Annotated in this window: 15 protein-coding genes and 1 riboswitch; of the genes, 9 read left to right on the top strand and 6 right to left on the bottom strand. The window is 51.5% G+C overall.

The window, feature by feature from the left end; translation table 11 throughout:
* Positions 1 to 35: 35 nt before the first annotated feature.
* Positions 36 to 1,556 (bottom strand): DHA2 family efflux MFS transporter permease subunit, encoded by a 1,521-nt coding sequence (locus A3849_RS24110; protein ID WP_074113674.1) that lies wholly within the window; start codon positions 1,554 to 1,556, stop codon positions 36 to 38.
* A 192-nt stretch (positions 1,557 to 1,748) separates the two neighbouring features.
* On the opposite strand from A3849_RS24110, the gene A3849_RS24105 reads away from it, so the two are divergent.
* The 7 genes from A3849_RS24105 to thiE all read left to right on the top strand — a co-directional run bounded on the left by A3849_RS24105 (position 1,749) and on the right by thiE (position 7,707).
* A complete protein-coding gene (locus A3849_RS24105) occupies positions 1,749 to 2,405 on the top strand; it encodes a TetR/AcrR family transcriptional regulator (protein WP_074113673.1) in 657 nt (218 codons plus the stop codon).
* 71 nt (positions 2,406 to 2,476) lie between these two features.
* A riboswitch (TPP riboswitch) is annotated at positions 2,477 to 2,580 on the top strand.
* Positions 2,581 to 2,691: 111 nt separating this feature from the next.
* The gene (locus A3849_RS24100) at positions 2,692 to 3,480 is read left to right on the top strand and encodes an ABC transporter ATP-binding protein (RefSeq protein WP_256700893.1); all 789 of its coding nucleotides are present in this window, start codon (positions 2,692 to 2,694) and stop codon (positions 3,478 to 3,480) included.
* The gene (locus A3849_RS24095; protein WP_074113672.1) at positions 3,464 to 4,240 is read left to right on the top strand and encodes an ABC transporter permease; all 777 of its coding nucleotides are present in this window, start codon (positions 3,464 to 3,466) and stop codon (positions 4,238 to 4,240) included. The genes A3849_RS24100 and A3849_RS24095 overlap by 17 nt, the downstream gene beginning before the upstream one ends.
* Entirely contained in the window at positions 4,237 to 5,289 is a 1,053-nt protein-coding gene (locus A3849_RS24090; RefSeq protein ID WP_074113671.1) for an ABC transporter substrate-binding protein, read from the top strand. Before A3849_RS24095 ends, A3849_RS24090 begins: the two co-directional genes overlap by 4 nt.
* Positions 5,290 to 5,379: 90 nt before the next feature.
* Positions 5,380 to 6,195 (top strand): hydroxyethylthiazole kinase, encoded by an 816-nt coding sequence (thiM, locus tag A3849_RS24085; RefSeq protein WP_256700896.1) that lies wholly within the window; start codon positions 5,380 to 5,382, stop codon positions 6,193 to 6,195.
* Between the two features lie 28 nt (positions 6,196 to 6,223).
* Positions 6,224 to 7,057, top strand: coding sequence for a bifunctional hydroxymethylpyrimidine kinase/phosphomethylpyrimidine kinase (gene thiD / locus A3849_RS24080; protein ID WP_074113669.1), 834 nt, complete (start codon positions 6,224 to 6,226; stop codon positions 7,055 to 7,057).
* Positions 7,057 to 7,707 (top strand): thiamine phosphate synthase, encoded by a 651-nt coding sequence (gene thiE, locus A3849_RS24075; protein WP_074113668.1) that lies wholly within the window; start codon positions 7,057 to 7,059, stop codon positions 7,705 to 7,707. The genes thiD and thiE overlap by 1 nt, the downstream gene beginning before the upstream one ends.
* A 63-nt stretch (positions 7,708 to 7,770) precedes the next feature.
* Here the strand turns inward: thiE and A3849_RS24070 are convergent, their stop codons facing one another.
* A complete protein-coding gene (locus tag A3849_RS24070) occupies positions 7,771 to 8,313 on the bottom strand; it encodes a GNAT family N-acetyltransferase (protein ID WP_074113667.1) in 543 nt (180 codons plus the stop codon).
* A 158-nt stretch (positions 8,314 to 8,471) separates the two neighbouring features.
* On the opposite strand from A3849_RS24070, the gene A3849_RS24065 reads away from it, so the two are divergent.
* Both A3849_RS24065 and A3849_RS24060 read left to right on the top strand, forming a co-directional pair.
* Positions 8,472 to 8,909 (top strand): MarR family winged helix-turn-helix transcriptional regulator, encoded by a 438-nt coding sequence (locus A3849_RS24065; protein WP_074113666.1) that lies wholly within the window; start codon positions 8,472 to 8,474, stop codon positions 8,907 to 8,909.
* 23 nt (positions 8,910 to 8,932) lie between these two features.
* Positions 8,933 to 10,750, top strand: coding sequence for an ABC transporter ATP-binding protein (locus A3849_RS24060; RefSeq protein ID WP_074113665.1), 1,818 nt, complete (start codon positions 8,933 to 8,935; stop codon positions 10,748 to 10,750).
* Positions 10,751 to 10,845: 95 nt separating this feature from the next.
* Here A3849_RS24060 and A3849_RS24055 read toward each other — a convergent pair whose 3' ends face one another.
* From A3849_RS24055 to asd, 4 genes are all read right to left on the bottom strand, one after another.
* Entirely contained in the window at positions 10,846 to 11,799 is a 954-nt protein-coding gene (locus tag A3849_RS24055) for a hypothetical protein (RefSeq protein WP_074113664.1), read from the bottom strand.
* 16 nt (positions 11,800 to 11,815) lie between these two features.
* The gene (locus tag A3849_RS24050) at positions 11,816 to 12,532 is read right to left on the bottom strand and encodes a pseudouridine synthase (protein WP_074113663.1); all 717 of its coding nucleotides are present in this window, start codon (positions 12,530 to 12,532) and stop codon (positions 11,816 to 11,818) included.
* 107 nt (positions 12,533 to 12,639) lie between these two features.
* Positions 12,640 to 12,822 (bottom strand): DUF3934 family protein, encoded by a 183-nt coding sequence (locus tag A3849_RS24045; RefSeq protein WP_178382789.1) that lies wholly within the window; start codon positions 12,820 to 12,822, stop codon positions 12,640 to 12,642.
* A gap of 144 nt (positions 12,823 to 12,966) precedes the next feature.
* The gene (gene asd / locus A3849_RS24040; protein ID WP_074113661.1) at positions 12,967 to 14,055 is read right to left on the bottom strand and encodes an aspartate-semialdehyde dehydrogenase; all 1,089 of its coding nucleotides are present in this window, start codon (positions 14,053 to 14,055) and stop codon (positions 12,967 to 12,969) included.
* Positions 14,056 to 14,132 lie beyond the last annotated feature (77 nt).

The following is a 14,132-nucleotide window of genomic DNA, read 5'->3' as shown; positions in this document are numbered from 1 at the left end:
CTAACCCATATGTTATTTAACTGTATTTACAGAAACTAACCATGCATCATTTCAGGCTGCACCTTTGACTTCGAGCCGTCTTCGCCGCCCCTGCGACCTCTCCGCAGGAGCAAGCCCAGCACAGCACCGCCCAGAGCAACAAAAATCATAATGTGAAAAGTATCATCAAATCCTCTGGCAAGAACGGTTTGTGTAGCCAACTTCAAAGCTTCAGGCGAAGCTTCTGCCGCGCTCTTGCCGGCTGCAGCGGCAGCCTCTTTCATTTCCGCCCCGCGCGCTGCCGCTCTTGAGGTCAGGATGGTTACCAGTGTGGAAACAGCCAGAGAGTTGATTACCTGCTGCATGGAATTGGTCAAGGAAGTGACGCGGTTAACCAATTGACTTGGCGCCTTATTGAGCAGATGTGTATTCATTGGCATTACCATCATTCCCATGCCTGCACCGCACATGATCAGCGGCAGAATCAGGTCCTTGCTCTGTGTCGTAAGATCCACATGAGAATATTGGTACAACGCACCTGAAACCAGGCTGAGTCCGCACACCACCAGCCAGCGAACTCCGATCTTGTCGAACAATATCCCGGCTATGGGCATCATAAGGCCAGAGGCAATCGCCTGGGGCAGCAGGGTAAGTCCCGTATCAAATGCCCCGAAGCCGCGGGCCTGCTGAAGAAACTGCGGGAGCAGAAACAGCGCACCGTACAAGCCGAACTGTGCAATCCATTGTACAACTATCCCTGTGCTGAAATCGACCGAACGCAGAATACGCAGTTCCAGCAGCGGTGTCTCCGAACGAAACTCTGTAATGACAAAAGCGATTAAGGCCACAGCACCGAGGGATAGACCGATCAGAGTTTTGTCCGAAGTCCAGCTGTCCGCTCCCTGGCTCACTCCGTAAGACAGAGAAGCAAAGGCAAGGGGCCCAAGAATGATTCCAAGCTTATCCATCCCTGGTACCTGGCTGCGTTCCGATTGAGGCAGCTTGCGGGAACCAATCAGAAGACAAATGATCCCGATGGGAATATTAATGAGGAAGATCCAGCGCCAGGAATGATACTCTACCAGCCAGCCGGACAGCACGGGACCGATAGCCGGAGCGAACAGCACCGGAATACCCATGATCCCCATGACTACGCCTACCTTACTCTTGGGTGCCAGTTTGTATACATATGCCATCCCGACAGGAAGCACACAGCCTCCGCCCAGACCCTGCAGGACGCGGAACGCAATCAGCCATTCTGCACGGCTTGGTGTTGCACAGAGAATTGAACCCATAGTGAATACGATAACTGCAGTCAGAAAAACAGTCTTGGCCCCGAAGCGGTCAGACAGCCAGCCGGACAACGGGATCACCGAGGCCTGGGCCAGCATGTACCCGGTCACAATCCATTGCAATGTATTTAAATCCGTATTAAAATCCTTGACCAGCGTTGACAAAGCCACATTCATAGCCGTACTGTCGAGCACCACCATGAATACACCTGCAATGATGGCCAGCAGCGGAACCAGAATGCTTGACAGGCGAAAATCGGCCTCCGGTTTAAGCGATTGCTCCATTCTCTGTCTCCTCCTGAATTGAACTGCGCAGATGGACTTATTGACCTCAGCACAGCTTAATCGATATAATATATCTTCGAACGGACAACTGTCCGATAATACTTTTTTCAGTCTACGGACAATTGTCCGCTCTGTCAATGGAGTTCACATATTTCCTGTAAATATATACTGTATTTCTGAAAGGAGCCTGTCATGAACCCGAGAGAACAAGGCAGCAATCCATCCTCAAACCTAACACCACCACCAAATCCATCCTCCTCCCGGAATAATCAGGACCCTTATGTCCAGCGTATTCTTGAAGCCGCCCGTGCGCTTTTTACTGAGAACGGTCTGGAAGCAGTCAGTATGTACGGCATAGCCAAGCGGGCAGGAATCGGCCAGGGTTCGCTATACCGCAGATTCACGGACAAAGGTGAAATTTGCTCTGCCCTGCTCTCCACCAGCTCCGATCGTTTTCTTGCCCGATTGGAGCAGGAGCTCCAAGCCACTGAAGGAGTGGGCAGTTCCATCGGGGAGCTTCGGAGCAGTATTGAACAGGTTGTAGAATTCATAGACCAGCATGCTGAGCTGCTGCAGATGATTAAGTCTGAGTTCACGGGCAAGAAACAGCTTACCCAGTTTGAGCATCCGATTTTCCAGCGGCTACACGCAGTTATGGCCGAGCGTCTGCGGCGGGTTGCTGATGACGGCAAGCTGATTGCTATTGATCCCCATTTTGCCGCAACTTCTCTGATCGCGGTCCTCAGCCCTGATCTTTATCTCTATCAGCAGAAGCTTCACGGGTCGGGCAAAAAGGATATCCTGGAAGGGATTCTAACCCTATTCGTAACTGGACTACAGCGGTCCTGAGCACACTTTCTTTTGACAACATTCTGGAATATGCTATATTTGTTAGCAGTTGCGAATATAATATTGACCTGCTATTTCACTAGGGGAGTCTAATGACTGAGACGAAGCCTTAAGCTTCGGACCCTTGGAACCTGATCTGGATCATACCAGCGGAGGGAAGTGGAACAGAATCGATCAGCAGTGCCGCTTCAAGCCTACTGCCTGAACCTTTCAGACCCATTTGCCTCCCCTGGAGACGGATGGGTCTTTATTGTGCTTCCGCAGTCCCGGAAGCAGATGCGTGCCAATGAAAGGAGGCTTAATACATACGAGTATGATCTCAATCACTAACCTGTCCTATGCTTTCAGCGCTTCACCGCAGACTCCGGTATTCAGTGGACTCTCGATGAACGTCCGCCGGGGCGAATTCATTTCCATTGTCGGTGCCAGCGGCTGCGGAAAAAGCACCCTGTTCAAAATCATCGCCGGTCTGCTAAGGCATACAGATGGCGAACTCAAAGTTCACGGTATGATCTCTGACGATCCAGCGTCGCGTCTGGGCCAGGTCGCCTATATGCCACAACAGGATCTGCTGCTGCCCTGGAGAACCGTGATGGACAACTGCCTGCTGCCCTGGGAGCTGAAGCGAAAGAGCAGCAAAGCAGAAGCTGTAAAAAATATCCGTGAAATGCTCGACCGGTTTGGCCTTGAAGGTACAGAGCGGCTCTACCCGCAGGAGCTGTCCGGGGGGATGCGTCAGCGGGTCGCAATGCTCCGCACCCTTGCCGCCGGAAATGAGCTGATGCTGCTGGATGAGCCTTTTGGGGCACTGGATGCCATAACCAAGCGCGAACTGCACCGCTGGCTCCTGGAATTGTGGGGCAGTCTTAAGCAAACGGTTCTGTTCATCACCCACGATCTGGAGGAGGCGCTGCTGCTCAGTGACCGGATTTACCTGATGTCTGGAGGCAGCGGTGGTGTACAGGAATTCTTGGTGGATATCCCGCGGCCCAGACATTACCGGATGAACTATGAACCGAAGTTTATTACTTTGCGGGAGAATTTGGAGCGGAGGCTGCATGAGAGTATCTATTAGCAGAACCTTTCTGCGCGAATATGGCCCCTTTGCCTTACTGGTACTGTTCACCCTAGCTTCCTGGGAGTGCGCTGCGCGGCTAAAGCTTGTTCCAGCCTTCATTCTCCCGGCTCCAACGGCTATATGGACGGCACTGATGGAGCAGAACGGGCTGCTCTTCGGTGAGCATTTACCCGCCACACTTCAGGAGGTTTTGCTCGGCTTTGTTCTGTCGGCAGCCTGCGGCATGCTACTGGGTACGGGAATGCACATGTTCACTCCGCTCGAAAAGGCGTTATACCCCTTGCTGGTGATCAGTCAGACCATTCCGCTTATCGCTCTGTCACCCATTTTTATTATGTGGTTTGGTTATACCCTTTGGAGCAAGGTTGCGGTGGTTTTTCTCACTGCCTTTTTCCCGGTGGTAGTAGGGACCTTTGACGGTCTGCGTAAAAGCGGTGCTATGTACAAAGAACTGTTGCTCACACTCGGTGCGTCCCGCTGGCAAATTCTGCGAAAGACCCAGATTCCGCCTGCACTGCCCTCTTTATTCTCTGGTCTCAAGCTCTCTATGGTCTACTGCGTCATTGGCGCGACGATCGGGGAATGGCTGGGCGGAAGCCGGGGGCTCGGTTATTTCAGCCGCCGGATGGCGGGCAATCTGCAAAGTGCGGAAATGTTCGCCGCAGTATTTCTTTTATCTGCACTCGGAATCATTCTGTTTCTATTTATTGTGCTGCTCGAAAAAATTATTTTGCAGAAAAGAGGCATTCATCGATGAAACTGTTCCCTTCTGAACCTCCCTTTAGACAAAGGAAACTCCCTGTGCTTCCGTTATTGCTGCTTCTGTGTCTGGGACTTGCTGCAGCAGGCTGCGGGAACAGCAATGATAAGTCTGAAGCCAGCTCAACAACAGCAGATCAAGGCGGGCAGCCCCACAAGCTGACGATTATGCTCGACTGGTATCCGAACGCAGTCCACTCCTTTCTGTACGCGGCCCAGCAAAACGGATATTTTGCCGACGAAGGGCTTACAGTGGATATTCAAATGCCCGCCGACAGCAATGATGCCCTGAAGCTCGTAGCTGCAGGCAAGGTTGATCTGGCCCTAAGCTACCAGCCGCAGGTGCTGATGGCACGGGGTGAGCAGATTCCGGTGAAGTCCGTTGCTGCGATCGTCAGACATCCGCTAAATCATCTGATGGTTCCGGCTGACAGCGGGCTCAAGAGCCCAAAGGACCTGGCAGGTAAAAATGCCGGATACTCCTCGATCCCGCTCTATGAAGCTATGCTGAAAACCATGGTCAAAAGCGATGGCGGAGATCCTGGAGCAGTAAACCTGACCGATGTGGGTTTTGACCTGATTCCAGCCATTACAACCGGGCGTGTCGATGGCATTATTGGCGGATTTATTAATCATGAGCAGTTGATTCTGGAAAAGGAAGGCCACCCGGTTATTTCGCTGAACCCAACCGATTACGGTGTCCCCGATTATTATGAGCTAGTCTTGGTCGCCAGCGACCAAGGCCTGCAGAATTCTGAAGGCTATATCCAGAAGTTTATCCAGGCAGCACGTAAAGGACAGCAATTCGTTGCGGATCACCCGCAAGAGGCGCTTAACCTCCTTCTGGCTCATGAGGATGCAACGGCTCCACTCGACAAAGACATCGAGTCCAAAAGCCTGGAGCTGCTGCTGCCCCTGATGGACGCCGGTAGTGAGCCGTTTGGCTATCAGGACCCTGTATCATGGGAAAAGGTACAAACCTGGCTTAGTGATAACGGGCTGCTGAATGGCGAGGTAAAGACCGGTGAGGCTTTTATTAACTTGTAAATGAGAATTCAGATGTGCTCATATAACTAAATCTACGCTTCCTGAGCGAGTTTTGGACGAAGTAATTTCATAGAAGCAAGGCTGACAAAAATTTTAGGAGGAATACTCATGTCTTACTTATCCAAAGTGCGGGATAGTAATCCGCTGGTGCATAACATTACAAATATTGTGGTCGCGAACTTCAGCGCGAACGGGCTGCTGGCACTGGGGGCTTCGCCTTTTATGGCGGATGCGCATGAAGAAGTTGCGGATATTGCCGCTATGTCTGGTGCTGTAGTGCTAAATATCGGTACACTCAATGACTACGCCATTGATTCGATGCTAATTGCCGGACAGGCGGCGAACCGTCATCATGTGCCGGTCGTACTTGACCCCGTAGGTGCCGGAGCCACTGCTTACCGCACCGAAGTAACCCATAGGCTGGTCAACCAAATGCAGATCACCGCACTGCGCGGCAATGTCGCTGAAGTTGCCCATGTGGTAGGCGAGAGCTGGAACATCAAAGGTGTGGATGCCGGCACCGGAGACGGTGATGTGGTGGCATTAGCTGTAAAAGCTGCACAGAAGCTGAACTGTGTGGTGATCATCACCGGCAAAGAGGATGTTATCACAGATGGCAGGACCACCTACGTAGTCAGCAACGGTCACCCTGTATTGACTAAGGTTACCGGCACCGGATGCCTGCTCAGTGCAGTCGTCGGCGCTTTCCTGGCAGCAAGCGGCGGCGCCTGGCTGGAAGCAGCTGTAGAAGCTATATCCTTCTATGGCGTTGCCGCTGAAATTGCAGCCAACCGTTCAAGCCACCAGGGAGTCGGCAGCTTCCAGATTGAGTTCCTGAATCAGCTGGCTCTCGTTACCCCGGAAGTATACGCAGAGCGCTCCCGCATACAGCGTCTGGAACAATGATATCAGCTTCATGGAAGGAGACCTTGCTATGACAGAATCTACAAGGAATAAAATATTCAAAGCCTTGACAATTGCCGGTTCCGACTCCGGGGGTGGGGCTGGCATTCAGGCCGATCTTAAAACCTTCCAGGAGCTGGGGGTATACGGCATGTCCGCGCTTACTGCAGTTACCGCACAGAACACCTTAGGCGTTCAAGGCGTATATCCGCTGGAAGCGGATGCCCTTGCCGCGCAGCTTGATTCCATTGGAACCGATCTTACACCGGATGCTGTCAAAACCGGTATGCTGTTCAGTAGCGGACTCATCCGTGTAGTTGCTGAAAAGGTACGCCAATATGGCTGGGACCATCTGGTCGTTGATCCGGTCATGGTCGCCAAAGGCGGTTCTCCCCTGCTTCGGCAGGAAGCCGTGCAGGCACTGATCCGCTATCTGCTGCCACTGGCCCTGGCTGTAACACCCAATATTCCTGAAGCAGAAATTCTGTGCGGAATGCAAATTTCCGGTATGACAGAACGCGAGACAGCAGCCAGGCTCATTCATGCTATGGGACCGCGTTACGTGGTGCTCAAGGGTGGCCATGATGATGAAGATAACCTCATGGTGACTGACCTTCTTTACGATGGAGAGAAGTTCACTTATTGGGAAAGTCCGCGTATTGCTACACAACATACCCATGGAACCGGCTGTACCTACTCCGCCGCCCTCACTGCCGAACTTGCCCAAAACAAAACGGTCCCTGAAGCGATACAGACAGCCAAGGCTTTTATCCACGCAGCCATTGAAGACGGCTTGAATATAGGTTCCGGACACGGGCCGACAAACCACTTCGCCTATCAGAACAGACTGAGGGGGAAACGCTGATGCAGCGGATGGACAGCGAAGATCTGCGCAAACTGTTGAAGCTGTATTTCATTATGGGCAGTGTGAACTGCCGTAAATCCCCTCTGGAGACACTCGTTGAAGCCATCGACGGCGGGATTACCTTATTCCAGTATCGCGAAAAAGGCCGGACCGCTTTTACCGGCCAGGCCTATGTCGAGCTTGCCCGGCAGCTCCAGCAGCATTGCCGGGAGCGACAGGTGCCTTTTATCGTAAATGATGACATTGAACTGGCAGTTGCCCTGGATGCGGACGGTGTTCACGTTGGTCAGGAGGATGAACCTGCGCGTTCGATCCGCGAGCGGCTGGGAGCACATAAGATCATCGGGGTATCCGCCCATACGCTGGAAGAAGGCCAACAGGCTATTGCGGACGGTGCCGATTATCTGGGCGTCGGGCCGGTCTATCCCACTTCTTCCAAGGACGATGCTGAAGCGGTCCAGGGTACCGCTGTGATAGAGACGCTGCGCCGCTGCGGACTTACCATTCCCCTGGTTGGAATCGGTGGTATCACCGTGGACAATGCAGCCCCTGTATTGAAGGCTGGAGCGGATGGAATCTCTGTGATCTCTGCGATTGCCGGAGCAGACAACATCAGCGCTGCTGTGCGGAAGTTCCTGCAGGTGATTTAACCAAAAAGCACATACGCCATTCTTCGTTGGCGTTGTGCTTTTTTACGTGGCAGAAATAAATCCTCAGTTCCATCTGCCCATTATAACGGTGTTGTAATACTTGCCGTCAGATAAAAGCTTGTCATTCTTCAAAAGACCTTCCTTCTCAAATCCCAGTTTCTGATAGAGCGTGATAGCCTTGTTGTTCGTTTCCAGGACTTTCAATGTGATTTTGCGGATACCGCTGGCTTCCGCCCAGTGGATGGAGGCGGCCAGCAGCTGGCTGCCAATGCCAACTCCCCAGTATTCCTGCAGCACACCAATGCCAAATTCCACTTGGTGAGACAAGCGTTTCAAGCTAGTTCCCTCACATCTGGAGAATCCGGCCAGCCTGCCATCTACTAATGCCACCAAAAAGAGGTTTTTGTTGTTCGAGGCATCCTCCTTAATGAGCTGTTCAAAGCCCGCTGGATCAATAACTGCTTCTCCGCGTTCCCTGTCCAGATTCTCCGTCTCTCCATCGATTTGCAGCCGAATTCCAGACAGCATCCCGGCATCTGCGGGGTCCGCTTCCCGAATTGTAATGCTTTTGCCTCCGCGTTCATATTGCCATGATTCCATTTTCATGATGGACTCCCTTTCCTGAGGACTTCAGTTGTCTGCATCTTCCAATATTAAACATGCTGGCGGTTTAGTCAATGTTGTTCATACTTGACTATACCAAATTATTAGTTTACTTTATAAACAGTTCACATTGATAACTTTTCTTCAAAGGCAGGTGCAGCATGGCTGATCGTGAGCAAACTATAGAAGTGTATCAATCTTATTTTGCGGTAGCCCGCCAGCTTAAGAAGCTGGCACATCAAAGCGCGGCGGACCTTGGGCTGACCGTGCATCAGATCGGCATCCTGAATTTCCTCCTGCAGCATCCGGGGCAGACCCAGAAGGAAGTTACGGAACGCCTGGTATTTAACAAAAGCCGGGTCAGTCTGCATATTGATGCGCTGGCGCTCAAGGGATTGGTCACCCGCACAGTTTCGGAGCTGGACCGCAGAGAGACGATGCTGTACCTCACCACCGAAGGCGAGATGCTGTGCAAGCGCTATAACGAGGAAGCTTGGTCCCATAAGGTACTGGGTGAAGCCCTGGCGCCATTCAAGGAAGATGAGCTGCGTCAGCTCATTCATATGAACAAACAGCTGCTGACGCATCTGAATTCCTAAATCAATAGAAGCTGGTGATGAGAATGTCCCGAAGTTTTGGACCGGGCGGCCCCCATGGCCGATTGAAATTCGACGACGACGCGCAAAAAGCCAATCTCAGCAAAGCTCTCCTGCTGCGCATCGTGAAATTTTTCATGCCCTACTGGAAACAAACCCTGCTCGTAATGGCGGTGCTGATTGTGACCGCTGTACTTGGAATCCTGCCTCCCCTGTTCATCCAGCAGATTATCGACCAGGCGCTTCCGGATAAAAATTTGCGGCTGCTCGTTCTGCTCGTTCTTGCTTCACTGGGTACAACTGTCGTGGCCGGCCTGCTGGGTGTGCTGCAGAATTATTTGAATTCATTTATCTCACTGCACATTGTCTACGATATGAAAAATCAAATGTACCGCCATCTGCAAAAGATGCCGCTGCAGTTCTACTCTGGGGTACAGCAGGGTGAAGTCATCACACGTATGACCAGCGACATTTCAGGCGTGCAGGGTGTATTCAGCAGTACAGTAGTCAATTTTGCCAGTAATCTGTTCATTCTCGTCTCTACTGCGGTTACGTTGTTCATCATGAACTGGAAGCTGGCGCTGGTCGGCATTCTTGTAATCCCTTTATTTATCTTCCCTACCCGCAAAATGGGCAATATCAGCTGGAAACTGGCCAAGCAGACCCAGGAAAAAATCTCAGATCAAAATCAGATCATCCAGGAGACACTCAGCATCAGCGGATATCTCCTTATGAAACTGTTCACCAAAGAACCGGCAGAGTACTCCAAATTCCAATCTATTAACTCAGAAGCCACAAGTCTGCAAATCCGGCAATCCATGGCCGGCCGCTGGTTCATGATGGTTCTGTCTACTTTTACCAGTATCGGTCCATTGATGATTTACTTATATGGCGGGTATCTGTTTATTCAGGGAGAGCTGTCCGTGGGGGCAATCGTAGCTTTTGTAGCTTTGCTTGGGAGACTATATGGACCCGTGATGCAAATGACGAATCTCTATGTGGATATCAAGCGCTCTGCGGCATTGTTTGAACGGATTTTTGACTATTTCGATATGAAGCCTCAGATTGTAGACGAGCCGGAGGCCCGGGTCATTACCGCAACCGGCAAGGATATTGGATTCCACAAAGTATCTTTCGCCTACCAGGCGGATAAAACAGCGCTGCACGAAATTTCGTTCACCGCTACTGCAGGAACCTTAACTGCACTAGTCGGTCCCAGCGGCGCCGGCAAAACAACCGTCACCAACCTTATTCCGCGCCTCTATGATACGGATTCAGGCTCGATCACGATCGGTGGCAGCAACATCCGCGACTTTACACTGGATTCCCTGCGGTCGCAGATAGGCCTTGTTACACAGGACACCTATCTGTTCAATGGAACGGTCCGGGACAACCTGATGTACGCAGAAAACGGGGCCAGCGAAGCAGAAATGATTGCCGCATGCGAGGCGGCGTATATTCACGATTTTATTCTGAGTCTGCCGGAGGGGTACGACACCGTTGTGGGTAACCGGGGCATCAAGCTGTCCGGCGGCGAAAAGCAGCGGATTTCCATCGCCCGTGTGCTGCTGAAGAATCCGCCGATCATTATCATGGATGAAGCTACCTCCTCCCTTGACACAGCGTCAGAATATTATATCCAGCAAGCCATGCATTCCCTGCTCCAGGGCAAGACCAGCATCGTAATCGCCCATCGGCTCTCTACCATCATGGCTGCGGATCAAATTCTCGTCGTTCAGGGCGGAGCTATCGTCGAGGAAGGAACGCATGAGTCCCTTCTGGAGCATAACGGAGTATACAGAGATTTATACGACAAGCAATTCGAGTCCAAGGTTTTGGCCTAACAGAAAGGAACGCAGACGCATTTCCTATATCAAAATAACAAAAATCCGTATGGCGCCATGCTATAAAAAGGCGCATACGGATTTCTTTTATATAATTATTGATGAAGGCTGGTGTGATCCAGTGGTTTGAGCTTATCCATCCATCCTTTGACCGGATCGTAGGAACCAGCTTCAATCAGCTTGTGGTAGACACTGACAAATCCGCCGTCTCCGGCAGTTTGTCCCGCCCATTTATAGTACTCGGGGAACTTTGCCTCCGCTTCATCCAGCCGGTCCAAGATCAGATAAACATCCATTAACGACTCAAAGGTGCTTTCTTCAGGTTCTGCTTTGTAATGCTGTTCCTCAATAACCAGCTGGTTCTCATAATATTGCTGCGTTCTGGCTCTATTCGGAATATATTGGTTATCCCTGAACTCATAAACAGCGAATAATGCAGGCCCAAGAGGCACCTGACCGGAATATGGACTGGCTAACAACTCCAGCTCGCCGTCTTGATCCACATCCTCATAGGTCAATAGAACCTCATCATTCACAGTGACTTGCAGCTTACCTTCTATCTCCTCCAGAACAATAGTTGCCGACTCGGGACGGTTATCTGCCAAGCTGAACAGCAGCGTGGGCCGGCCATTTTGAATAAGCGCCTTCGCCCAAATGCTCTTGGTCTGATCCAATTTGACCCCGCCTTCAAAGCTTAACCCCTTCTGCTTACTGTCAAAAAGAAGCTCACGGTTCCTCGCGACCACAAACTGGGTATAATCAAAATCTCCGCTATTCCAGTAATAGACTTCATAGGTCTGCCCGTTCAGTTCAAAAGAATCCTTATGCACAAAACCTGGATACTGTTCCTCAATCGGCGCATTCCCTGTGGTTACCGCTTCTACAGACGGCGATGTGGAAACAGCAGGTGAAGCAGACGGTGACGGCGATGCCTGTTCTACTGACGCAGGATTATCGGTGGGGATCGCTTGCCCGGCATTCCCGGTTTCCCCGGATGATGAACACCCGGCCAGGAACATTAAGATGATCATGAAACTCATAAAGCGCATGTAAGGTAGTCCTCCTCTATGGTTGTAAAGGGGCCTGAGCATTACCCAGCATTCCGTGGAGCTCTGCCAGTTCATCCTGCTCCAGATGCCTCCACTGACCTCTTCCCAGTCCGCTCAATGTTATATTCATAATCCTGATCCGCTCCAGCCGGAGCACCCTATAACCCAGTTCCTTGCACATCCGGCGGATTTGCAGATTCAGTCCTTGGGTGAGTACAATCCGAAATACAGTTACGCTGATCCGGCTGGTCTCGCATGGTTTGGTCACCGTACCCAGAATCTCCACACCAGCAGCCATGCGCTGCAGAAATTCATCCGTCACAGGTTGGTCTACACTAACCAAATATTCCTTCTCGTGACCATATTCCGAGCGCATCATCTGGTTCACGATAGCGCCGTCATTCGTCAGCAGGATCAGTCCCTCCGACTGTTTATCCAGCCGGCCAATGGCAAATATCCGGGACGGGTATCCCACAAAATCAATGATATTCCCCTCTACCTCACGTGAGGATGTACAGGTGATGCCTAATGGCTTGTTTAGCGCCAGGTATACAGGCTCTCTATCGACAGCAGCTATGGGCTCACCGTCGACGGCTACAATGTCTCCCGGCTCAACCTCCGCACCTTTTTCACAAGGAAGGCCATTAATCGTAATCCGCCCGGCCGCAATTAATCTGTCGGTTTCTCTGCGGGGGTAAATCCCTGTTTCGCTTATGTATTTGTTGATTCTCATGTCCGATTCCGCTCTCCTGAAGGGTAATAAAAAACACCTGATTGGAGTGTATACGCTACAAATTCCAAATCAGATGCCGCATGTTGATCTATGAGCATCCGGCCGTTTTACTTGCCGCTCCTAGTTGGTTTGGTTCCGCTGCCCTTGGCTGCTCCTGTGCTTTTGCCGCCAGGCCCCCCTGCGGGTCCGCCTTTGGCCGGCTTCACAGGTTTCGCCGTTTTGTTCCAGCGGGTCCAGCCCTTGCTGCCTGTTCCTCTGCCTGTGCCGCCGCCTTTACTTTTTGCCACAATATCACTCCACCCGGTATTCTGTTTTCGTCTTGCATCCATCTATCTTACCATTACCATGCGCAATATGTCAGGTAAATACGCAAACAGCCTGCCGGAACTATTCCGGCAGGTTGTTACTTACCCTAATTTATATACGTGTGTGGGTTATTTTTTCGGCAGAATGTAACCTTCCGCTTTCAGCAGTTCAGCGATTAATACGGCGCCTCCGGCTGCACCTCTGACCGTATTGTGGGACAGGCTGACGAATTTGTAGTCGTAGAGCGAATCCTCGCGGAGACGGCCGGCAGAGATACCCATACCGTTCTCGATGTCACGGTCCAGCTGCGTCTGCGGACGATTCTCCTCTGCGAAATAGGTAATGAACTGTTTAGGTGCGCTTGGAAGACCGAGCTCCTGTGGGCGGCCTTGGAAGCTGTTCCAGCGTTCAAGAATCTCTTCCTTGGATGGCTTCTGTTCAAAGGAGGCGAACACTGCAGCCATATGACCATCAGCAACAGGCACACGGATACACTGTGTCGTAATAACAGGCTGTTCGCTTTTCACAATCCCTTCATCGGTCACGTTCCCCCAGATCCGCAGCGGCTCCTGCTCGCTCTTCTCTTCTTCACCACCGATATATGGGATGACGTTGTCTATCATTTCCGGCCAATCGGTAAAGGTTTTGCCTGCCCCGGAGATCGCCTGATAGGTAGTCACTACCACCTTGGACGGCTTAAAATCATGGAGCGCATGCAGCGTAGGCATGTAACTCTGGATGGAGCAGTTAGGCTTAACCGCGATGAATCCGGTCTCCGTGCCCAGACGTTTGCGCTGCTGGGCAATGACTTCCAGATGTTCAGGATTGATTTCAGGGATCACCATAGGAACGTCAGGCGTCCAGCGGTGCGCAGAGTTATTGGAGATCACTGGCGTTCCAGTGCGCGCGTAAGCTTCTTCCAGCGCCTTGATCTCTTCTTTCTTCATATCAACGGCGCAGAAAATCAGATCTACATCCGCAGCCACTTCCTCCACCTTGGAGGCATCCTGAACCATGATGCTTTTGACAGCCTCAGGCATAGGAGTGGACAGCTTCCATCTGTTCTTGACCGATTCTTCATAAGTTTTACCTGCCGAGTTTGCACTTGCGGCAATAGCCGTTACTTGAAACCAGGGATGATTCTCAAGCAATGCGATAAAACGCTGGCCTACCATTCCAGTACCCCCGACGATACCCGCTCTCAACTTACTTGACATAAGAGTTTCATTTCCTTTCAAGCAGCGCCTTCGATAGGTGCTTTTTAATAACCGATTATAAATGATATATGCAGCTT

The sequence above is a fragment of the Paenibacillus sp. P46E genome (assembly GCF_001909095.1).
Lineage (GTDB): Bacteria > Bacillota > Bacilli > Paenibacillales > Paenibacillaceae > Paenibacillus_AQ > Paenibacillus_AQ helianthi.
This window is presented reverse-complemented; position numbering and strand designations above follow the sequence as displayed.